Source organism: Streptomyces sp. PA03-6a (assembly GCF_033792765.1).
Taxonomy (GTDB): Bacteria; Actinomycetota; Actinomycetes; order Streptomycetales; family Streptomycetaceae; genus Actinacidiphila.
The window spans coordinates 24,287-46,053 of the sequence record NZ_JARAVK010000047.1 but is presented as its reverse complement, the minus strand read 5'-3'; the positions used below and the strand labels follow the sequence as shown (position 1 = coordinate 46,053).

Annotated in this window: 17 protein-coding genes; 3 read left to right on the top strand and 14 right to left on the bottom strand. The window is 73.8% G+C overall.

The window, feature by feature from the left end; translation table 11 throughout:
- Positions 1-213: 213 nt before the first annotated feature.
- From PV350_RS14325 to PV350_RS14295, 7 genes are all read right to left on the bottom strand, one after another.
- Entirely contained in the window at positions 214-984 is a 771-nt protein-coding gene (locus PV350_RS14325) for an SGNH/GDSL hydrolase family protein (protein ID WP_499510386.1), read from the bottom strand.
- A 37-nt stretch (positions 985-1,021) separates the two neighbouring features.
- Entirely contained in the window at positions 1,022-2,047 is a 1,026-nt protein-coding gene (locus tag PV350_RS14320) for a hemolysin family protein (RefSeq protein ID WP_499510385.1), read from the bottom strand.
- Positions 2,044-3,408 (bottom strand): hemolysin family protein, encoded by a 1,365-nt coding sequence (locus tag PV350_RS14315; RefSeq protein ID WP_500334102.1) that lies wholly within the window; start codon positions 3,406-3,408, stop codon positions 2,044-2,046. Before PV350_RS14315 ends, PV350_RS14320 begins: the two co-directional genes overlap by 4 nt.
- A gap of 181 nt (positions 3,409-3,589) precedes the next feature.
- Positions 3,590-4,021 carry a GNAT family N-acetyltransferase gene (locus PV350_RS14310; protein ID WP_499510383.1) on the bottom strand — a complete coding sequence of 144 codons (432 nt, stop codon included), beginning with the start codon at positions 4,019-4,021 and terminating at the stop codon, positions 3,590-3,592.
- A gap of 72 nt (positions 4,022-4,093) precedes the next feature.
- Positions 4,094-5,023, bottom strand: coding sequence for a TIGR03621 family F420-dependent LLM class oxidoreductase (locus PV350_RS14305; RefSeq protein WP_500334099.1), 930 nt, complete (start codon positions 5,021-5,023; stop codon positions 4,094-4,096).
- Between the two features lie 60 nt (positions 5,024-5,083).
- Positions 5,084-7,651 (bottom strand): ABC transporter permease, encoded by a 2,568-nt coding sequence (locus PV350_RS14300; RefSeq protein ID WP_500334097.1) that lies wholly within the window; start codon positions 7,649-7,651, stop codon positions 5,084-5,086.
- A gap of 10 nt (positions 7,652-7,661) precedes the next feature.
- Complete coding sequence (locus PV350_RS14295) at positions 7,662-8,447, bottom strand: ABC transporter ATP-binding protein (RefSeq protein WP_499510380.1); 786 nt, start codon at positions 8,445-8,447, stop codon at positions 7,662-7,664.
- A gap of 243 nt (positions 8,448-8,690) precedes the next feature.
- On the opposite strand from PV350_RS14295, the gene PV350_RS14290 reads away from it, so the two are divergent.
- The 3 genes from PV350_RS14290 (at position 8,691) to PV350_RS14280 (ending at position 10,008) form a co-directional block, all read left to right on the top strand.
- Positions 8,691-9,281 (top strand): DUF3558 domain-containing protein, encoded by a 591-nt coding sequence (locus PV350_RS14290; protein WP_499510379.1) that lies wholly within the window; start codon positions 8,691-8,693, stop codon positions 9,279-9,281.
- A gap of 131 nt (positions 9,282-9,412) precedes the next feature.
- Positions 9,413-9,640, top strand: a complete 228-nt coding sequence (locus PV350_RS14285) for a toxin-antitoxin system HicB family antitoxin (RefSeq protein WP_499510378.1) — start codon at positions 9,413-9,415, stop codon at positions 9,638-9,640.
- A complete protein-coding gene (locus PV350_RS14280; protein WP_499510377.1) occupies positions 9,637-10,008 on the top strand; it encodes a fic family toxin-antitoxin system, toxin component in 372 nt (123 codons plus the stop codon). Before PV350_RS14285 ends, PV350_RS14280 begins: the two co-directional genes overlap by 4 nt.
- A gap of 29 nt (positions 10,009-10,037) precedes the next feature.
- Here the strand turns inward: PV350_RS14280 and PV350_RS14275 are convergent, their stop codons facing one another.
- From PV350_RS14275 to PV350_RS14245, 7 genes are all read right to left on the bottom strand, one after another.
- On the bottom strand, positions 10,038-12,041 hold the full coding sequence (locus PV350_RS14275; protein ID WP_500334094.1) for a YehQ family protein: 2,004 nt from the start codon (positions 12,039-12,041) through the stop codon (positions 10,038-10,040).
- Positions 12,038-13,213 carry a VWA domain-containing protein gene (locus PV350_RS14270; protein WP_500334092.1) on the bottom strand — a complete coding sequence of 392 codons (1,176 nt, stop codon included), beginning with the start codon at positions 13,211-13,213 and terminating at the stop codon, positions 12,038-12,040. The genes PV350_RS14275 and PV350_RS14270 overlap by 4 nt, the downstream gene beginning before the upstream one ends.
- Complete coding sequence (locus PV350_RS14265) at positions 13,210-15,579, bottom strand: DUF5682 family protein (RefSeq protein ID WP_500334090.1); 2,370 nt, start codon at positions 15,577-15,579, stop codon at positions 13,210-13,212. The genes PV350_RS14270 and PV350_RS14265 overlap by 4 nt, the downstream gene beginning before the upstream one ends.
- Positions 15,579-16,709 carry an ATP-binding protein gene (locus PV350_RS14260; RefSeq protein WP_499510373.1) on the bottom strand — a complete coding sequence of 377 codons (1,131 nt, stop codon included), beginning with the start codon at positions 16,707-16,709 and terminating at the stop codon, positions 15,579-15,581. Before PV350_RS14260 ends, PV350_RS14265 begins: the two co-directional genes overlap by 1 nt.
- Positions 16,706-20,338 (bottom strand): WGR and DUF4132 domain-containing protein, encoded by a 3,633-nt coding sequence (locus tag PV350_RS14255; RefSeq protein ID WP_500334088.1) that lies wholly within the window; start codon positions 20,336-20,338, stop codon positions 16,706-16,708. The genes PV350_RS14260 and PV350_RS14255 overlap by 4 nt, the downstream gene beginning before the upstream one ends.
- A gap of 125 nt (positions 20,339-20,463) precedes the next feature.
- Positions 20,464-21,027, bottom strand: coding sequence for a TetR/AcrR family transcriptional regulator (locus PV350_RS14250; protein ID WP_499510371.1), 564 nt, complete (start codon positions 21,025-21,027; stop codon positions 20,464-20,466).
- 40 nt (positions 21,028-21,067) lie between these two features.
- Entirely contained in the window at positions 21,068-21,745 is a 678-nt protein-coding gene (locus tag PV350_RS14245; protein ID WP_499510370.1) for a class I SAM-dependent methyltransferase, read from the bottom strand.
- Positions 21,746-21,767 lie beyond the last annotated feature (22 nt).

Below are 21,767 nucleotides of genomic sequence, written 5' to 3'. Positions count from 1 at the left end.
CAGCCGTTCCCATTCAGCATCGCTCAAGTCACCCCGCCCCATGTCCACATCAACGACGCGGACGGCGAGTAGTCACATGATCGTCCGGACAAGTCCTAGACCCCGCACATGACGAAAGCGCCCCGCCGTCCCCTGGGCCGGCGGGGCGCACTCGCGGGTCGGGCCGTGGTCAGGCGTTCCCGCACTGTTGCCCGGGGCGGGACGGCGCCCCGCTCAGAGCTCGAACGGCACCAGTTCGGCGCGCTTGGGCGGCAGGCCGTCGCCGGAGGAGCGGCCGGTGAGGCGGCGGCTGATCCAGGGGACGAGGTGCCGGCGCGTGAAGCGCAGGTCGGCGGCGCGGCGGGCGGGCCACGACAGGGGCACGTACGTGGGCAGCGCCTCGGTCCAGTCGAACTGCGGGGTGTGGCCGAGGGTCTGCCAGACCGCCTCGGTGACGCGGCGGTGGCCCTCGCCGTCCAGGTGCAGCCGGTCGTCCGCCCACAGCCGCGGGTCGCCCAGCACAGGGGCGCCGTACAGGTCCACCACGAGCGCGCCGTGCCGGGCGGCGAGGTCGTCGACAAAGCCGAACAGCTGCTCCATGCGGGGCAGGAACCGCGTCGCGACCGGGCCCCGGCGGGCCGGGCTGCGCATCAGCACCAGTTGCCGGCAGTTCGGCGCCAGCCGCTCCACGGCCTCCTCCAGCAGCGCGCACACCTTCGCCACGTCGCATTTGGGACGTAGCACGTCGTTGAGCCCGCCCACCAGGGTCACCAGGTCGGCCTCCATCGAGGCGGCGGTCTCCACCTGCTCGTCCACGATCTGCTGGATGAGCTTCCCGCGTACCGCGAGGTTGGCGTAGCGGAAGCCCGGGGCGTGGGCGGACAGGCGCCCGGCGAGGAGGTCGGCCCAGCCCCGGTAGGAGCCGTCGGGGAGCGCGTCGGACATGCCTTCGGTGAAGGAGTCGCCGATCGCGACGAAGCTGGTGTGGGTGGCGTTCATCTGCATGGCGCGCGTGATCCTACCGGCCCCGCGGGCCGTCGCTTCAGGCGGCCGGTGCGTGGCCCACGAGCTCCTTCAGCACGTCCTCCATGGTGACCAGGCCGATGCCCCGGCCCTGGTCGTCGACGACCGCCGCCAGGTGCGCGCCGCTGGCCCGCATCGCCGCCAGGACGTCGTCCAGCGGGGTGGCGGCGACGACCCGGGTGATCCGGCGCAGGGCGCCCCGCGGGAAGGGCTGGTCGTGGCGGCTGGGGCCGAGGGCCAGGGCGTCCTTCACGTGGAGGTAGCCCAGGATGCGGCAGGCGTCGTCGGTCACGGGGAAGCGCGAGAAGCCGGACCGTGCGGCCAGGCGCTCCAGCCCCGCCGGGGTCATCCCGAAGCGGGCGGACACCACGCGCTCCCACGGTACGACGACCGCGCGGACCGGGCGGCGGCCCAGTTCGAGGGCGTCCTGCAGGCGGATCGCGGCACGCTCGTCCAGCAGCCCGGCCTGGCCGGCGTCGGTCACCATCCGGGCCAGCTCGTCGTCCGAGAACACCGCCGCGACCTCGTCCTTCGGCTCGACCCGCAGCAGCTTCAGCAGCCCGTTCGCGAGGGCGTTGACCGTGAAGATCACCGGACGCAGCGCCCGCGCCAGGGTGACCAGCGGGGGGCCGAGGACGAGGGCGGTCCGCTCCGGGGCGGCGAGCGCGATGTTCTTCGGCACCATCTCGCCGAGCAGCATGTGCGCGTACGTGGCCAGGGTCAGGGCGATCGCGAAGGACAGGGCGTGGATGGCGCCCTGCGGTACGTGCAGCAGGTGGAAGAGCGGCGCGAGCAGGTGCTCGATGGCCGGTTCCGCGACGATGCCCAGCACCAGGGTGCACAGCGTGATGCCCAGCTGGGCGGCGGCCATCAACGGCGACAGGTGCTGCAGCCCCCACAGCACGTGGCGCGCCCCACGCTCCCCGGCCTCCGCGCGGGGCTCGATCTGGCTGCGCCGGACGGAGATCATCGCGAACTCGGCGCCGACGAAGAAGGCGTTCACGACCAGGGTCAGCGCGCCGATGAACAACTGCAGGAAGATCATCGCGCATACGCCGTCCCGTCGTCCGCGTCCTGCGGGGCGAGCCCGTTCTGCGCGCGCGGCGCCGGGGAGATCAGCCGTACGTGCGCCGCGCGGTGGTGCGAGTCGTCGGTGACCTCGACCATCCAGCCGTTCACCTCGACGGTGTCGCCGGTGGCGGGGATCCGCCCGAGCCGCTCGGCGACCAGGCCGGCCAGTGTCTCGTAGGGGCCGTTCCCGGCGCGCAGGCCGATGTGCGCGAGCCGGTCGGTCCGCACGGCGCCGTCGGCGTCGTAGACACGGCGGCCGGTGCGGTCCTGGTGGATGAAGGCCAGGTCGGGGGTCTCCTGCGGGTCGTGCTCGTCGCGGACCTCGCCGACGACCTCCTCCACGATGTCCTCCAGGGTGACGACGCCCGCGGTGCCGCCGTACTCGTCGATGACGACGGCCATGCTCATCGAGCCGGAGAGCCGGTCCAGCAGCCGGTCCACGCCGAGCGTCTCGGGGACCGGCACCGGCTCCCGCAGCAGCGGGGTGATGGGGTGGCCCTCGCGGCGTTCGTAGGGCACGGCCAGGACGTCCTTGATGTGGACGATGCCGATGACGTTGTCCAGGCCGCCGCGGTGCACGGGGAAGCGGGACAGCCCCGTGGCGCGGGTGATGTCGGCGACGTCCTGGCAGGTGGCGCCCTCCTCCAGGGCGACCACCTGGACGCGGGGGGTCATCACGTTCTCGGCCGTCAGCCCGGCAAGGCTCAGCGTCCGTACGAACAGCTCCGCGGTGTCGGCCTCCAGCGCGCCCGCCCGGGCGGAGTGCCGGGCCAGGGCCACCAGCTCCTCGGGGCTGCGGGCCGAGGCGAGCTCCTCGGTGGGTTCCATGCCCAGGCGGTGCAGCACACGGTTGGCGGTGTTGTTCAGGTGGCGGATCAGCGGGCCGAAGGCGGCGGTGAAGACGGTCTGCGGCGGGGCGACGGCCTTGGCCACCGGCAGCGGCCGGGAGATCGCCCAGTTCTTGGGGACGAGCTCGCCCACCACCATGAGCACCACCGTGGAGATGCCGGTGCCGATCACCAGGCCCAGTGACGCGGCCCCGGCGGCGGACATCCCCAGCGCGCGCAGCGGGCCGGCCAGCAGCTCGGCGATGGAGGCCTGCGCCAGCATGCCGATCACCAGGCCGGTGACGGTGATGCCGAGCTGGGCGCCCGACAGCTGGACCGTCAGGCTGCGCACGGCCCGCAGGGCCGCGGAGGCACCGCGCTCGCCCGCCTTCTCGGCCCGTTCCAGGTCGGTGCGCTCGACCGTGGTCAGGGAGAACTCCGCGGCGACGAAGACGGCGCAGGCCAGGGTCAGCAGCAGGGCGACGGCCAGGAGCAGCACTTCGGTCATCGGGACACCTCGGTCCCATGATCGGTCAGACCGGGGTGGACCGCGCGCTGCAGGCGTGGGCGACGGGAAGGGAGACGTGACGGACTCGCAGGGTCGTCCATACGCCCATCGTAGGAAGCGCCGGCGCAACGGACAGCCCGGGAACGCGGCCAGGGGGTGCGCCCCGGACCCGCCCGGCGCGCTACCGGGTGCGCTGGAAGGGCTTGGTCCAGCGGCGCCAGTGGTGCTCGGGCGCGTAGCCCGCCGAGCGCCAGGCGTGGTGGGCGCGCTCGTTGCGCTCCAGCACCATGGCGTCGCCGCGCCGGCCGCCCAGCGCGGTGAAGCGCTCCTCGGCCGCCGCCAGCAGGGCCCGGGCGATGCCCTGCCGTCGCCGCTCGGGGTGGACCGCCAGCCGGTACAGATGGCAGCGCCAGCCGTCGAAGCCGGCGATGACCGTGCCGACGAGCACGCCGCCGTCCTCGGCGAGCAGCAGGGCCTCGGGGTCGCGTGCGATCAGGCGCGCGACGCCCTCCGGGTCGTCGCTGACGCTGGTGCCCTCGGCGGCCGTCTTCCAGAAGTCCAGCACCCGTTCGGCGTCGGCCGGTACCGCGCTGCGTATCCCGAGATCGTCCATGAGGGTCAGCCAACCAGCCCCCGGGCCCGGGCGGCGAGCGTATTACGCCTCCGCGCGCTCTTACCTGCGCTCTTACCCGTCCTGCCCGTGCACTTCCCCGTGCCCTTCGCCCGGTTCGGCGCGGCGCAGCTCCTCGATCACCGGGGCGAACGCCTCCATCGAGGGTTCCAGCACCGTGACGTAGCTGAAGCCGAAGCGCTCGCGGCCCCGCCGCAACTGCTCCGCGATCTCCGCGACCGTGCCGACGAGCAGCGTCGGCAGGTCGAGCAGCTGCTTCTCGTCCAGATGCGGCGCGTGCGGGGCGAACTCCCCGGCCGCCGCCCCGCGGTCCCCGGTGATCACGACCCGCTGGACGAGGACGTTGAACTCCGGGTCGGTGCCGTACGACGTGGCGAAGCCGCGCGCGGTGGCGACCCGCTCCTCCACGGTCGCGGCGGACAGCAGCCGCAGCGAGCCGTCGTCCTTGGCCGGGTCGGCCTCGGCGCCGGTGAAGGCGACGACGGCCGCGTGCCGTGCCGCCAGGCGCAGCATGCGCGGGCCGTTCCCGCCCAGGAGCAGCGGGGTCAGGGGCGCACCGGCGGCGTCCGCGGCATCCGGCCCCGCGAGCAGCCCGGTCAGCGCCTCGACGGTGCGTTCCAGGTGGTCGACCCGGTCGCGGGCGGTGCCGTAGGCCAGGCCCGCGCGTTCGAACTCGGCGCGCACGTACCCCGCGCCGAGGCCCAGCTCCAGGCGGCCGCCGGTGAGCCGGGCGGTGGTGGCGACCTCGCGGGCCAGCAGGACCGGGTTCCAGAACGCGGCGTTGAGCACGAAGGTCCCCAGCCGTGGGCGCCGCGTGGCGTTCGCCGCCGCGACCAGCGAGGGGAACGGCGCGGGCCAGTCCAGGTGGTCCGGCACCTGCAGGACGTCGTAGCCGAGTGCCTCCACCCGGCGGCACTTGCGCTCCCACGCGTCGCCCTGCGCGGGCTCGAGCAGATTCACACCGAACCGGAACCGTCGCGCCATGACCGCCCCCCTCGTCCCGTCCCGTCCGCCGGTCAACGACCTTCCCCGCCTCCGGGCCGCTCACTCGTGGGCGATCGCGGCGAGGACGTTCATCCTGGAGGCGCGCAAGGCCGGCAGCAACGCCGCGACCAGGCCGACCACCACCGAACCGGCCATGACCGCCCCCACCGTGGTCCACGGGACGGTGAACGCCCGCATGCCCTCCAGCGCCAGCACCTCGTGCGTGACCAGGCCCCAGACCAGCCCCAGGGCGAGCCCCAGCACCGCGCCGAAGACCGCGATCACCACGGACTCCAGCCGGATCATCCGGCGCAGTTGCAGCCGCGACAGACCGATCGCCCTGAGCAGCCCGATCTCCCGGGTGCGCTCGATCACCGACAGGGCGAGGGTGTTGACGACCCCCAGCACGGCGATGATGATCGCCAGCCCGAGCAGGGCGTACACCAGGTTCAGCAGCACGGAGATCTGGGTGCGCACCAGCTGCTTGTAGTCGGCCTGGTCACGGACCTCCACCTGCGGGTAGGGCTTGAGGGCCCGCTCCAGGTTCGCCCGCAGCGTCGGCTTGTCGGTGCCGGGGGCGGCGTTCACGTAGAGCGCGGCGTCCTGGCCGCGGGGGAGGAACCGCTCGGCGGTGGCCAGGCCCATGGTGAGGGTGGCGTCGTCGCCGAGCAGGGTGCTCTGGCTGGTGGTCAGCGCGCGCAGGGTGAACGTCGTGGAGCGGCCGTCGACGAAGCGCACGGGGATGCGGCTGCCCACGCGCAGCCCGTGGTGGGCGGCGTACGTCGCGGACAGGGAGAGGCTGTCGCGGGCCAGGGCGTGCGCCGTGTCGCCCGCGGCGTAGTCCAGGTTGAGCGCCCGGTCCGCGCCGGGGCCGATCGCGGTGCCCGTCAGCTTGGTCGTGCGGTGGTCGGGCAGGGTCATCAGGACGGAGACGTACCGCACCCGCACCACCTCCCCGGCCCCGCGCACCTTCCGCACGCGGTCGGTGATCTCCGGGGCGAACGGCGCGAACTGGTCGCCCTGCACGACGTAGTCCGCGCCCAGGGCCCGGTCGATCTCGTGGTCGAAGGAGCTCGCCATCGAGGTGCCGGCGATGGACATGCCCGTGACCAGGGCCAGCCCGATCATCAGCGCGCCGGCGGTCGCACCCGTGCGGCGCGGGTTGCGCAGCGCGTTGCGCTGGCTCAGCCGCCCCACCGGCCCGAACACGTGGGGGAACGCCCCGCCCAGCACCCGGATCACCGGCCGTACCAGCAGCGGCCCCACGACCACCGCCGCGATCAGCGAAAGACCGATGCCGATCCCCAGGAACGTCGCGGCGTCACCGGTGCTCCCGGCCACCGCCGCCCCGGTCAGCGCCCCCGCGGCCACCAGCGTCGCGACCGCGCCGCCCACCGCCCGCGACCGCAGGCTCCGCGCGCTCCCGGCGACCTCGGCGTCGGACAGCGCCGCCATGGGGGAGACCCGGGCCGCCCGGCGCGCCGGCAGGTAGGCCGCGACCAGCGTCACCAGCAGGCCGACGGCGTACGCGGCGGCCGGCACGCGCCAGCGGATGACCATCTCGGCGGCGTCGATGTTCATCCCGAACACCCCGAGCAGCCGGATCAGCCCCGCCGCCGTGCCGACCCCGCACAGCAGGCCCAGGGTGGAGCCGACCAGCCCGAGCAGCAGCGCCTCCACCAGCACCGACCGCCGCACCTGCCCGCGGTCCGCCCCGAGCGCGCGCAGCAGGCCGAGCTCCCGGGTGCGCTGGGCGATCAGCATCGAGTAGGTGTTGACGATCAGGAAGACCCCGACCAGGACGGCGACCCCGGCGAAGCCCAGCATCACGTACTTGATCACATCCAGGAAGGTGGCCAGGCTCTCCACCGCCGACTTCGCCTGCTCGGCCTGGGTCGTGTACGTGTAGTGCGGACCGAGCGCGGCGGCGATCCGCTTCTTCAGCACGTCGTCGGAGACCCCGGGCGCGGCGTCGGCCTGCACCGAGGTGGCGACCCCGGTCCGGCCCAGCAGGCGCGACTGCGAGGTGGGGGTGTCGACGAACAGCAGGGCGGCGCCGGGATTGGTCGTGGTGAAGGTGGCGATGCCCACGAGCCGGACCGGGAACGCGCCCGGCTGCGCCAGCACCCGCAGCCGGTCGCCGATCTCCAGGTGACGCTTCGCCGCGGTGTCGGCGTCGATCAGCGCCTCGTCGGGGCCGTGCGGCGCGTGCCCGCTGGTCAGCCGGACGGGACTGCGCGGGTTCCCCGACCAGTTGGTGGCCAGGGTGGGCGCGCCCGTGGTCGGGCCGACCGGCTGGTCCGCGGCGTCGACCACGGTGGTGTTGCGGACGGTGACGTCGATCCGCGCGTCGGCGACGCCCCGTACCGCCTTCACCCGGTCCAGCAGGGACGCCGGCAGGGTGCGCACCTGGCCGGAGGCGAACTGCTGGTCCTCGCTGAAGGCCTCCGGGGGGCCCACCGTCACATCGGCGGCCGTCGAGGCGAACAGGTGGTCGAAGGTGCGGTTGACGGTGTCGGAGAAGATCATGCTGCCGGTGACGAAGGCGACCGACAGCAGGACGGCGAGCGCGCTGAGCAGCAGCCGGCCCTTGTGGGCCAGGAAGCTGCGCAGCGTCGCCCGGAGCATGCGCCGTTGCCTAGCCGTGCTTGCGCAGCGCGTCGAACCGCTTGAGCCGTTCCAGGACGCCGTCCGCGGTGGGCCCGTGCATCTCGTCGACGATCCGTCCGTCGCCCAGGAAGAGCACCAGGTCCGACCAGGCCGCCGCGGTGGGGTCGTGGGTCACCATCACCACGGTCTGGCCGAGGGCGTCCACGGCTTCGCGGAGGAAGCCGAGCACCTCGGCGCCCGCCTGCGAGTCCAGGTTGCCGGTCGGCTCGTCGGCGAAGATCAGCTGCGGCCGGGAGGCCAGCGCGCGGGCGCACGCCACACGCTGCTGCTGGCCGCCCGACAGCTGTGCGGGACGGTGCCCCAGCCGGTCGCGCAGGCCCAGCGTGTCGATCACCCGGTCCACCCACTCCCGGTCGGGTCTGCGGCCGGCGATGTCCATGGGCAGCGTGATGTTCTCGGCGGCCGTGAGCGTCGGCAGCAGGTTGAACGCCTGGAAGACGAAGCCGACCCGGTCACGGCGGAGCCGGGTCAGTTCGCGTTCCGCCAGACGGGTGATCTCGGTCTCGCCGATCCAGACCTGCCCCGAGGTGACCGAGTCCAGCCCCGCCAGGCAGTGCATGAGCGTGGACTTGCCGGAGCCGGAGGGCCCCATGACGGCGGTGAAGCGGCCGCGGGCGATCTCCACGTCCACCGCGTCCAGCGCCACCACCCGTGTCTCGCCCGTCCCGTACGCCTTCGTCAGCGCGGTCGCCCGCGCGGCGGGCTCCGCTCCCGCCTCGATGCCCTCTGTGTCCGCTGCCGTCCATGTCGACACGCTTGCCCCCCAAGATGAGGAAGTGCGTACTTGTCCGTATGCGACCCGAGCGTAGGTCGTCGGGTGCGGTGCCGCATCGTCCCCGAGGGTGAGCGCCGGGGGCGCGCGGGCGGCCGCCGTGCGACCGCGAGTTCGGCCGGCCGAAACCGGCCGGCCGTCCCGGTACGTCTGTAGGTGCACCCGGGACGGGCACGGTGTGGCCGGGACGGGGACGAGGACCAGTACCGAGGGGGGACCGAATCGATGGTGCATGCACGTATCCGGACCGGGTCCGGTGGCCGCAGGCGCACGCAGGCCTGGGCGGTGGCGCCCGTGGTGGCGCTGCTGGCCCTGGCGCTCCAGGGGTGCCAGGACCCGGCGGCCGACGACGCCGGCGACAAGCCGTCCGCGACCGCGCCGGGCACCCCGGGCGCGGCGCGGTCGTCCGCGGCGTCGCCGGGGCAGCCGTCCGCGTCGTCGCCGGGTGGGACGGCCGGCGACCCGTGCGCCCTGGTGACGCAGGAGGAGGCCGAGCGGCTCGCCGGTACGGCCCTCGAACCCGGTCGGGACCTGGAGGGGACCTGCACCTACCCCGCGCCGGAGTCGGGCCCGACGGCGCAGGTCGAGGTCTTCGCGGGGGAGTCGGGGAAGAACTACTACGACGCCGAACGCGGGCTCGGCCACGAACTGAAGCCGCTCGACGGCATCGGCGACGAGGCCTGGCTGGAGGACGGATCGGTCTTCCTGCGGGTGTCCGGTCAGTGGGTCGCGATCCGGCTGGTCCGCAACGAGGAACCGTCCCGGTTCGACGAGCCGCTCGAAGAACTGGCGCGCACGGTGGCGGGCCGCCTCTGAACGCGCTCCCCGTGCGCCCCGGAGCCCCGTCGGGCCCCGGAGCCCCGTCGGGCCCCGGGGCGCACGGGCTCCGGGCGGATGCGCCCGGGAGCCGCTTGTCACTGCTAGTGCATCGGCGCTAGCTTGAGGGTATGGCCAAGACGCAGTTGAACGTGCGGGTGGACGAGACCACCGCCGCGGCCGCCCGCGAGCGGGCCGCGCAGCGGGGCGTCAGCGTCAACCGGTACATCGAGGAACTCGTCCGGAAGGACGCGGGGGAAGCGGGCCGCAGCTTCGTCGAGGCCGCCGCCGACTTCATGCAGCGCTACGAGTCCGTCTTCGCCGAGGAGTTCGGCACGGAGCGCGAAGGACGCCGTTGACCCTGCAGATCGACCTCGCCTGGCTGCTCATGGTCGCCGAGCACAACACCCCCGGTGACCCCCAGGTGACCGACTGGGGCGCCCTCGTCGCCGCGGTCGGCCGCCACCAGGCGGAGATATTCGGCGTCCCCGTCTACGCCGACCCCCACGAGCGGGCGGCGTGCCTGCTGCAACTCCTGGTCCATGTACCGGCCCTGGAGCGGTCCAACGCGCTCTTCGCCTCCGCGGTCGCCTACGCCTACCTGGTGGCCAGCGGCCTGAAGGTCGCCACCTCCCCCGAACGGGTGCGCGACCTGGCCCGGCTGGTCAAGGGCGGCACCGCCGACGTGCACGAGATCGCCGACGAACTGCGCACCTGGTGCGTCTGAAGCCCGGCCGCAGACCGGGCCGGCCGTCGTCAGGCATCGGCCTCCTGGTGCAGTTCGAGGCTGACCAGAAAGTGGATCACGGCGTCCACCCACGGAGCCGTCGCTGCCCCGGCTGTTTCCCCGTCCGAGCTCCCGGCGAACGAGTCGAGCAGCGCCGCGGCGGACTGGAGCCCGGTACGGCGGAGCCCTGCGGCCGCCGCTGCGAGGCGGTCGCGAGCGGAAGGACTGCGGCCGCGCAGGCCGCTGTGCGCGATGTCCGCGAGCGCGGACAAGCCCGATTCGAGTGCCTGGGCGATCGGGTCGCAGGTGTGCGGAACAGCCTCGGAGAGTGGCCCCGCGCCCTCGCCTGCTTCGAGGTCGGGTACGACGAGGCCGTCCTCGGTGAGGACGGCCAGCGGGTCGAGCACCGGACGGCCGCCCTCCCGGCCCAGCAGGCCGCTCACGAACCGGACCCGGGGACTGCCCAGTGCCGTGGCCAGCGCGTCCAGGCCGCCGGGACAGGCGGGGTTGTGGTCGGCACGGACCACCGCCGCGTTGCCCGACGGATCCCGGACGACCGCTTCGAGTCGTTGCCGAGCGGCGTCGTAGCCGACGGACTCGACGCGGGCCACGGCCAGTACCCGGGCGGTGTCGGCCTCCACCCTGGGCCGGATCAAGCGCGGTGGCCGGCCCTCCCAGGAGGACAGCGCTGCGGCGAGATCGCTGATCAGGAGGGAGTCGGGGAGATCGGCCCAGGCCGAACCGAGCGGCGTGACACTCGTGGGGGCGATGCGTCCGCGTCCGATGGTCACGGTGCGGCTGGGACTGCGGGAGATGTGCTCGCTGACGACGTTGGCCCCGGACAGCGCCCGCAGCGGGGATCCGAGCAGGCGGCGTGAAGCCAGGTCGTGGCCGGTGAGGGAGTGGCCTTCCGCCACCTCCCAGCGCTTGCGCAGGACCAGGGCGATCCCGGCGGCCGGGTGCGCGAAGTACACCTCGGCGGTGCGCTCCGACGCCGTCCGGCCGGTGACCCGGCAGCCGAGGGAGACCAGCCGCACCCGGCGCAGCGGGGTATCGGCCGGCTCCTGCGTACCGAGCACGCCCGGGCGGTCGGACCCACCCGCGCGACGGCGGGCGTGCAGTTCGGCGAGGAGGTGCGCCACACGCCCGGCCTCGTGGTGCGCATCGCGCCCGGCGTAGGCGTCGACCTGGCGGCGCAGGTCCGCCATGATCGCGGCGGGCCAGTGGAGCGAGGCATCCGACAGCTCCGCGCCGGCGCGGTCCAATTGCGCTGCGAACACCGGGGTCGTGTGCGCGATGCCGTCCAGCAGCAACTCATCGGCCAGGGCGACGGCGGCGTCGAGCGCGTCGTCGGCGTCCGGCGCGGCGGGTGGGCGTCCGCCGACGGCGACCTGCGCGTCCGCGCCGGCTTGGGCGTCGTCGTCCGCGGCGCGGAAGGCCCAGACCGCAAGCGTGATCATCTCCCCGCGGCGCGGGGCCGCGGCGTCGGTGAGGGCGTAGCCGAGCTGGTGCGGGACGGGGAAGCGCACGGTGCACGTCGGCAGATCGGCCGTCGGTACGGGTCGCGCCGCGTTCGGGCGGTGCACGGTCGCCGAGAAGCCGCGCTCCCGGATCCGGCGCGCGGCCAGCAGAGCGGCCCGTCCCAACGCGGCCTCGAGCGCGGCGTCGTCGAACTCGCCCGGCGACCAGGCGGTCACTTCCGGGCCTGTGGGTTCGGCGGTACCGGCCAGCCGCTGGTACGCCAGGACCAGGCTGATCCGATGGCGGCACACGCCGGTCGCCGCGCAGCTGCACTCCGCGGCTTCCAGGCCGGCCCCGACGGGCAGCCGTGTCCGGGTGCCGTCCGGGTAGGTGCCGCGGACGGTTCCGTCGGCCTCGCAGCTGACGTCCGGCCCCGAGCCGGCATCCACATCCTTGGCGGCGCGCTTCACCAAGCCGCGGTTGGCGAGGGAGGCGAGCGTGTCGGTGGTGAGGGCCAGCAGATCCTCACGCGGCGGCGCGCCGGCAGCCGAAGCAGTCGTCCCACCGTTCACCGGGCCACCTTCTCGGCGACGAACTCGGCCAGCCGCCCAGGGGTCATGGCACCCACGTGGGCTCCCTCCTGGGCCAGCCGGGCCGCGAGTGCCCGGTCGTAGTCGGGGTTTGCCTCCTCGTCCAGCGCGGCCAGGCCGAGCACGGTCGCGCCCTGCTGGACGAGGCTGCGCACGGTGCGGACCAGCCGATAGGCATCGCCGCCCTCGTAGAAGTCGGACACGATCGCGACGATGGTGCGGCGTGGGTTGTCCACCAGGTCCGCGGCGTAAGCGACGGCGCGCGCGATGTCCGTACCGCCACCGAGCTGGACCCGCATCAGCAGCTCCACCGGGTCGGTGACGTCCGCGGTCAGATCGACCACCTGGGTGTCGAAGGCGACGAGGTGCGTGCGGAGACCGGGCAGGTTCCACAGACAGGCGGCGGTGACCGCGGAGTGGATGACCGAGCCCGCCATCGAGCCGGACTGGTCCACCAGCAGGATCAGCTGCCACTGCTGGAGGTGCCGCCGAGTCCGTGAGTGGAAGCGCGGCCGCTCGATCAGTATCCGGCGCTCCTCGGGCTGGTAGTGGGCCAGGTTCGCCCGGATCGTGCCCCGGAAGTCGAAGTCCCGCGCCAGCGGCAGCCGGCTGGGGCGGCGCGAGCGGGCGCCGGCGAAAGCCCGGCGCACCTCCGGGCGCAGCCGTTCCATCAGATCCCTGACCACCGCCTCGACGATGCGCCTGGCCATCGCCAGCACCTGCGGGTTCATCAGGTGCTTGGTGCGCAGTACGGCGCGGAGCAGGGTCGCGTTCGGTTCGACGCGGGAGAGCACGTCGGGGTCGGTGACGATCTCGTTGATCTCGTACTGCTCCACGGCGTCGCGCTCGAGCCGCTCGACGGTCTCCTTGGGGAACAGCCGGTGGATGTCGTCGAGCCAGTCCACCGCGGTGATCAGGGAGGCGCCGTCACCGCCCTCCCGTCCTGCGGAGGCGCCACGGCGCACCCCGCGTCGCACCAGGTCCGGGTCGCGGCCGTAGAGCCAGTCCAGTGCCACGTCGCGGGCGGCGGCCTGCGGGCCGAGCGGGCCCGTGCAGCGGTCGGCCGGCGCACCCAGGATCAGCCGCCACCGTTCCAGCCCGGCGTCGGGGAGCTGCGGGGCGGAGCCGGCCGTGGGGTGGTTCCGCGCGGTCATCGCTTCGCCTGCCCGGCTCGCAGACCGTACCTGTCGAGCAGGCGGATCACGTTCTCCTCCAAGGCGCGGGCGCGGGCGAGTACCAAGGGGTCTGCGGACGTGCGCAGCAGTGAGCGGGCCGAGCCGCGTCGGCCGCGACGCTCCAGCAGTTGCTCCGCGATGCGCTCGCGCTCACGGGGCGGGAAGAAGGCGAAGGCCTGCCGCAGCGCGGGCAGGCCGATCAGGAAGTCCGTGTCCGCCATGGAGACGACGATCTCGTCGAGTACGTCCAGCAGGGAGGGGCCCGACCCGTCGGCGAGGGTTCCACCGCCGCCCGTCAACTCGTCCCGGGCCAGGGCGAACAGTCCGGCCAGCCAGTCGCCGAGCTCCTCGGGATCCGAGGTCGCGAGGAGACGTGCCTGGCCGACGGCGTCGTCACCGGCCAGGCCGAGGGACAGCCGCAGGCCCAGAGCCGCGCCACGCAGGTCCGCGGGGGCGGCGGCGTCGGCACCGATCCGCCGGGCCGTGTCGGCCGCCGCCGTCCGGGAGAGCGTCAGCAGGCACTCCGCGTGCCGCAGTGCGTCGCGGGCGGCGGACAGGGCCCGCAGCCGGGCGAAGTCGACCCCTTTGCCTCCGTGCAGGCCCTCGGCCAGCCAGAACACCCGGTCGACCGCCTTGTCGACGACTTCGCCGAGCAGGGGATTCCCGGCCGTGCCGTACACGCGGTCGTGCCGCCACAGCTGGAGCGCGGTGGTCAGCACCTCACCGGCCGGGCCGAGCTCACCGAGCCCGCGCACGCGGGACGCCAGGGAGCCCAGCAACTCGGTGGAGAGCGTGTCCGCACCGCAGAGCACCGCGTCGAAGAGCACCTCCGACAAGGTGGCCGTGGCCGCATCCGGCGACCCACCTGGTGTGCCCCCCGCGGACCGCACGCGCGCCGACAGCGCCACGGCGGCGGCCTCCTCCAGCCGCGCGCCGTACGCACCGGCCTCGATCAGCGCCGCCTCGCGTCCGTGTGCCGGGCCGGGCTCCCAGCGTTCGGCGAAGACCGGGTCCGATCCGGCCGCGGGGCCCGAGGTGCGGACGTGCCCCGGAACGCCCAGGACACGCAGCCGGTGCAGCAACCGGCTGCGGGCGAGGCCGGCCGGATCGGTCAGGTCGGCCGTGGCCCGTTCTCCCAGGACGATCCCGCACTGCTGCAACTGGGCCGCCACATCCAGGACGAGCGGCGGGGCGGGCGTGTCCGGATGCAGGAGGCCGGTCCGGTCGCCGGTGCTCGCGGCGACCATCTCGACCACCGCCGGATCCGTGCCCGGCGTGAGCGTGCCGTGCCCGGTCCAGGGCAACGGCTGCTCCAGAGCATCGCTGAGCACCGTGGCCGCCAGGCCGTCGAGCACATCGGTCCGGGCCGGCAACGGGTGCCCGCGCATCGCGGCCAGACCTTGGGCGAGGCTCCTGGCCGCGATCAGATCGGCGGTCGACACCGGAAGGCGTCGTCCTCGCAGCCGTCCGACGACCTGCTCCAGCAGTCCGTCCGCCGCTGCAGCGGGGCCGTGTTCCCACAGCAGTTGGTAGTAGCCGGGCGAGGGCATGCCGGACTGGTAACCGGCGAAGGCGTCGAGCTGGTGGAAGGAGTACGGCACCAGGAAGCTGCCGCCGACGGCCCCGGCGGGCGGTTCGGGGATCCCGGGCCACGGCGCCGGCGTGGTCCCCGGTGCGTCCGTGGTGCGGACCGGTGGCGCGGCCAGCGCCCGCAGCGCCGGCGTGTGGAATCCGCCGGTGACCACGAGCACCGGCCGCTCCTCCGCCCGGGCGGCCGCGGCGCGGACCCAGGAGGCCATGTACTGCTCCCGCGCCCGGTCCCCCTGTTCGGCCTCGGAGTCGCCCCGTACCAGGTCGAAGTAGGCGTCGAGCCGCCGCTGGAGCCCCTCCGGACCGGCGATCTCGAACAGCCGGTCCCACAGCGCGTCGACGCAGTCCACGTCGAACCGGCTGCACAGGCGCTGCGTCGCCGCCGCGTAGCGGGCCTCGGCGTCGGCGTAGCGGTTGGCCAGCGGCTCCGGGCGCCCGGTGAAGGCCGGGTGCCAGGCGGGCAGGTCGATGAAGCGCACCTGTGCGCCGGCGGCCCGGCCGGACCGCAGCGCGACCCACTCGGGGGAGTAGTCGCACAGCGGTGTCCAGGACGTCGCCGTGCGCTCTTCGTCGCGGTAGTGGCTGAACACGGCGATCGGCAGCTCATGGCCCAGCAGCAGCTCGTCCAGCCGCCCGTTCATGTCGGCCGGCCCCTCCACCAGTACGTAGGCAGGCCGGAGCGCCTCGATGGTGCGGGCCACCAGGAGGGCGCAGGCCGGCGAGTGGTGGCGAACGCCGATGAAGACCGTGGTCATCAGTCGGCCAGCAGGTGTCGTGCCTCATGGAGGGCCTGCCACTGGGCGCCGTGCCGACGCCCTGCCTGCTGGTCGAGGAACCGGCGAAGCCGGGCCAGGTCCTCCGGGCTGTCCTTGGCCGCCGTGCCGGCCAGACAGGTGACCAGATCGGCGGCGTCGCCGGGCTCCCCGCGCAGGAACCAGCCGCGCACGCCCACCGCGTGCGCCACCGAGACGGCCTCCGCCGTGCTCATCACAGCGGAGAGCCGCTCGCCGGACGCCTGCTGCCCGCGCAGCTCGCGAAAGGTCCCCACCAGTACCTCGAGCACGTCACGGTCCGGCGGCGCCTCCACCCCGGACCGGCGCAGCAGGGCTCCCGCCTCCGCTTCGACGAGTGCGAGCTCGGTGTCGAAGTCCGCGATGGGGAAGACCGTCTCGAAGTTGAATCGCCGCTTGAGCGCGGCGCTCATCTCGTTGACGCCCCGGTCACGGGTGTTGGCGGTGGCGATGACGTTGAATCCGCTCCGCGCGAAGACCATACCCTCGGGACCGTCCAGCTCCGGAACGGCCAGGACGCGTTCGGACAGCAGCGAGAGCAGGCAGTCCTGCACCTCCAGCGGACAGCGGGTGATCTCCTCGAAGCGGACGATCCGGCCCTCGGCCATGCCGTGCAGCATCGGCGCGGGCACCAGCGAGCGCGGTGACGGCCCCTCGGAGACGAGCAGCGCGTAGTTCCAGGAGTACTTGATCTGGTCCTCGGTGGTGGCCGCGCCGCCCTGGACGGTCAGCGTCGAGGTGCCGCTGACCGCCGCGGCGATCAGCTCCGACAGAAGCGACTTGGCCGTGCCCGGCTCGCCGACCAGCATCAGGCCGCGGTTGGTCGCCAGCGTCACCAGCGCGCGCTCGACCAGGGAGCGGTTGCCGACGAACTTGCGGCTGATCCCGGCCTCCGCGTCCCCGACGATGAACCGGCGCGCCGCCCGCAGGCTCAGCTGCCACCCCGGCGGGCGAGGGTCCTCGTCCCGGGCCCGGAGAGCCGCCAGTTCCTCCGCGTACCTGACCTCGGCAGGGGGGCGCTGCAGCGGGGAGCCTTCCGGATCCGGGGCCCGGTCGGGCGGCCGGGTCGCGGATGCGTCGTCGACGGCGGTCACCGGGCCGTCACCCCTTCCAGGTCGGCGAGCAGTTCGCAGGCGGCGATCGGGTCGAGGTCGCCGAAGCGCAGTGGGTACTCCCGGCTGGACCAGTGGTCGCAGGGCTCCGTGTCCAGCCAGACCGTCTCGAAGGTCTGGTCGGGGAACATGTCGACGACGCCGACGGCGATGCCCTCGTCCAGGGCGATGACCAGGTGACAGCCCTCGGCGAGCCGCTTGGAGAACCACCGCTCGACACCGGCGTCCTGCGGCTCCCCCCGCTCCCACCCCCGCTTGGTCAGTCCGAGCAGGCGGCCCACCGGCACCTTGCACCCCTCGAACCGGTGCAGGCGGTTGGCGGTCTCCTCCTGCGGCGTCAGCCGAAGCACCGGTCGGCCGAGCTGCGGGAAGGGCTGGAGGATCTCGTAGTCCGCGAACAGCTCGGACCACTGCGGCACCGTGCCGCCCAAGTGCAGCGGATGGGCCAGCCGGACCGTCGCCTCGGCGGCGAGCGTGAACTCGTCGTCGTTGACGTCGGCGAAGCTGCGGTCCTCGGCGACCCTGAAGGCGGTCGCCGCGCCGGCCGTGTCGGCGAGCCAGACCAGCCGGCGCACCAGATGCCGGACCAGGGGGTGCTGCACGAACAACTCACGGAACTCCGCCGCGGTCCAGGTCCGCTGCGTGACCATGGCCGCCTCCAGACGGCGGATCTGGTCGGAGGCGATGGTGCGGACGTCCTTCTTCAACGCCGCGAAGCGCTTGCGCTCGGCCGGGGCGAGCTCCTGGTCGTCCTTGACGCCGGGGGCGGGCAGATCCTTGCGGCGCTTCCCGTCGGCGTCCAGCACGAAGGGACGCAGCTGCTCGTCGAAACCCACCGTGAAGCGGCGCGTGCCGTAGTCGACGACCGTCGTGCCGTCCGGGTCCAGTGCGAGATCGGGCACCAGGCGGTCCGCCAGCTGCTCGCCGCTCAGCCCCAGTCCCTCCGCCACCTCGGAGATCTTCTCCTGGGCCCGGACCTTGAGCGCCTTGAACTTCACCCGCTGGGCGACGCCGTGGAGGTGCATGAGGGCGACGTCGCTGCCGATCTCGGCCAGCACGTTCAGGCCCTCGACCGCGCGGTGGTGCGCACCCTGACCCGGCCAGTCGCGCAGGATCGGAGTGAGCCGTCGCACCGTCCCGTCGTCCCCCAGCCGACCGAGTGCGTGCAGGATCCAGCTCTCCTTGGCCGGCATGGCCGCCTGCCGCCACTCCTCGAACAGGGCCCAGACGAAGTCGGCCAGCGAGTCGGCGCGGCACGTCTCGCCGACGACGGCGACCCCGGGGTACGGGTCACCGGGTTTCGACAGGGCGAGCATGGTCAGCACGTGGCGGACCGCCTCGTCCGGCAGTGCCTCGCCGGAGGTGAGCAGGATCTGCGGGAGCACCGAGGGCTGCACCCAGCTGGGCAGGGCCGGCATCCGGGCGGGGAGCGCGATCTCCAGGGGGTCCGCGGCCAGCGTCTCGGCGACGATCCCGGCCGCCTCGCCGCCGTGTGCCGCGGTCACGGCGGCCAGGACGGCGTCCGTCCCCTCGGCGGACGCGACCAGGCGCAAGGCCTGTTCGGCCGCCTTCCGGGCCGGGCCGGGCTGTCCGACGGCGTCCGGTACGAGCAGCAGGCCCGCGTCGATCCCGTACCGGGCGAACCAGGAGCGGGCCGTCATCTGCACCGACTTGAGCCGGACCAGCCCGTCCGCCATCAACCGTGCCGCGCCCAGGTCGAGGAAGGGCATCAGGAGCGGGGTGAGGTGCGCCGGCTTGGCTGAGGCCACCTTGAGGGCGAGCGGCAGCGCCGCCATGCCGTATTTGGCGACGACAGGCTTGAGGAGGTCCGCGCCACCCCAGAGGTCCTCCGGCGACCACTTCTCCAGCCAGGGCGAGAGCACGTCGAGTGGGCCCTGGACGAAGAAGCGCGTCGATTGCCACAGGCCCGATTCGCGTCCGAGGATCGTGCGGGCCTCCTGGTCCCAGTCGGTCGTCCGGGGGTATTCCCAGCCCCAGGACGGGTGCCCGGCCCAGCGCTCCCTTTCGCCCTCGCGCCACGCCAGCCGCCGCGTGCCGTCCGGCACCAGGCCCGTGAGCACCCGTGGCTTGAGGGGTGTTCGCCTGCGCGTCCAGGGCGGTGAGACGAGCAGCGCCGGCAACACCTCCGGCGCCGCCTCGGTGACGCGCTCGCGCGCACCGTCGAGCGACCGCACCAGTTCCGCCGCCGCAGTGCCGAGTCGCGGCAGCAACTCGGGCAACCGCGCGTTGTTCAGCATCACGTGCGTGTTGAGGAGCTGGCGTGCCGCAGGGGCGTTCTTCCCGTCCTTGAGGCCCGCTTCGGCGAGCAGACGCAGGGCCCGGCCCGGGTAGCGCTGCATGGCCTCCTGTATGGCGGGGCGGATGTGCTTGTTGTCCAGACGGGACAGCAGCAGCCTGAAGGCCTCGTCGGTCGGGAAGTTCGCCACCGCCATGGTGATGCTCCGGAACTGGTCGGCGTCCCAGGACCGTTCGATCGCCTCGTTGAGGAAGGGCACGCACTCCGTGCCCAGGCCGTCGGCGAGCGTGGCGACCAGTGTCACGGACCAGCCGCGCCAGACGAGCTTGGGGGCCGGGCCGAGCCGGCCGACCTGCCCGGGATCGTCGAGCGCGCAGAGCAGCAGCGGCCGGAGCACGTCACCGCCGGATCCGTAACCGGGCTCCTCGGCGATGCACTCGTCGGCCCAGCCGGGCGTGCCCGGCGCGAGATAGGCGGCGACGACCCGGCGCCGCGCGGTGGTGCGGCACTCACGCAGCGCGGTGACGGTCTCCTGGTAGGTCTCGTCGTCCGCGCAGGCGAGCAGCGCACGCACCCGGTCCGCCAGCTGACGTGCGGGTTGGGGCGCGATGTAGTCGGTCAGGCCCCGGAAGCGCAGTGTCGGAATGCCGTGACCCTGTCGATGCCGTTGGCCGGCGTCGATGTCGAAGACCTCCACGACCGCGCGGGCGGCGAAGGCCGGCCCGTGGCTCGCGGCCCACGCGTCGGCGAACGGGAAATCCTCCCTTGCGGCGGGGGGCCAGACGGGCGTCACCAGGTTCGCCAGGACGGCTGCCCCGAGGGGGTCCGGCTTCCCCGCCAGATAGGCGCGCGCTGCCTTGACCAGGGCCGGATTCGCCTGCTGTGCGGCGAGCACCTGCTCGATCCAGTCCAGCTCGGCCGCGATCCGTTCCTGGACCTGGTCGGTGGCATCCGGCGCCGGCACGGCGACGCCCCGCCGAACTCCGCCGCGGCGCGGGTGCAGCACCCGGCGCCATGAGCCGGGCAGGACGAACGTGTCCTCGTCGGGAAGTGCGCCCTCCGGCGGCGCCTCCGGCTCGGGCTGCGATTCCGGCTTGGCCGCTGCCGCTACCGCTGCCGCTGCCGGCTCCGGCGGCTGTGGTGCCGACGAACCGACCTCGAGGTAGCCCTTGCGCTCCTTCTCGGCGACCAGCTTGCCGAAGTGCGCCGATGCCGCTTCGGCCGACCCCAACTCCTTCTCCTGGAGCCGCCCCTCGGCACCTATCCGTCCGTAGCGCACGGTCACCAGCGCGCCGTCGACCGCTGCTTCCCAGAATTTCGCGGATCCACCACCGACAAGTTCCCAGCGCCGCACAGCAACCCCTCCCACCCACGACCGCACACCGGAGGCATCACTCGTCCGGTGATCAACGGGCGTCACCCTAGTAGTCGCCTGTGACAAGCGGTCCGGCGCAAGGGCTGTCCCTCGCCGGACGCCGCTCAGGCCCGCTGTGCCAGCAGGGCCAGCGCGCCGCTGACGGCCTGGTCGAACGGCGCGGCCGAGCCCGCCGCGCGGGCGAGCACGTAGCCGCCCTGGAGCACGGCCACGAGCGTGGCCGCGATGTCGCCGGTGTCGAGGCCGGGCGCGATCTCCCCACGCGCCTGGCCCTCGGCGAGCGCGTCCGCGAGCCGGCCGCGCAGCCACTCGAAGGTCTCGTCGAGCGGCGCCCGCAGTTGCGGGCTGGCGACGACCTCCGGGTCCTGGGTGAGCCGCCCGATCGGGCAGCCGCGCAGCACGTCGCGCTCGCGGCGCAGGTAGCGCGAGACCCGCTCGACCGCCGTGCCCGGGCCGGCGAGTTCGCGTTCGGCGGTCTGCCGCATCTGCTCGGCGGTACGGCGCACGGCGGCGAGCGCGAGCTCCGGCTTGCCCGAGAAATGGTGGTACATGCTGCCCTGGCCGACGCCGGAGCGCTGCTGGATGGCCTTCGGGCTGGTGCCGACGTAGCCGCGTTCCCAGAGCAGTTCGCGGGTGCTCTCGATCAGGCGTTCCGACGTCGTCTCCATGCCGGCAGTGTACATACCAGTAGGTACAGAGCGGTGGAGCTCAGGCGGGGCGGCGCGCGGTGGCCAGGATGTGCGGGGCGCTCGGCACGGGCAGGGTGAGGCCCTTGGCGCGCTCCGGAACGCGGAAGCGGCGCAGCTCCAGCACCTCGAACCCGGCCGCCTCGACCGCGGTGAGCGTGTCCCGCCCGGTCCGGCAGCCGCCGAACAGCAGCGGCCACACGGTGCGGTCCACCGCCCACTGCAGCGCCGCGTGCGCTCGGCCCTCGGCCCGGCAGTGCTCCAGCAGCCGCAGTTCCCCGCCCGGGCGCAGTACCCGGCGGAGCTCGGCCAGGGCGCGCTTCTGGTCGCGTACGGAGCACAGCACCAGCGAGGCGACCGCCGCGTCGAAGGCCTCGCTCTTGACCGGCAGCGCCTCGGCGACCCCGGGTACGACGTCCACCGGCACCTCGGCGTGCTGCGCGGCGTCGACGGCCAGCCGGCGCAGATGCCGTTCCGGCTCGATCGCCACGACCTCGGCGACGGTGCGCGGGTAGTGACGGAAGTTCAGCCCCGAGCCTGCGCCGATCTCGATGACCCGGCCGGTGAGTCCCGCGAGCACGGTCCGCCGGTGCGCGCCGAAGCCCGCGCGGGCGTCCATCACCGGGCCGCAGCGGGCGTAGAAGCGGGCGAACAGCGGGTGGTGGACGGCTTCGCCCGTCGCGCCGGTACGGCTCCTCATGGCCGGACCTCCTTCGTCTCGG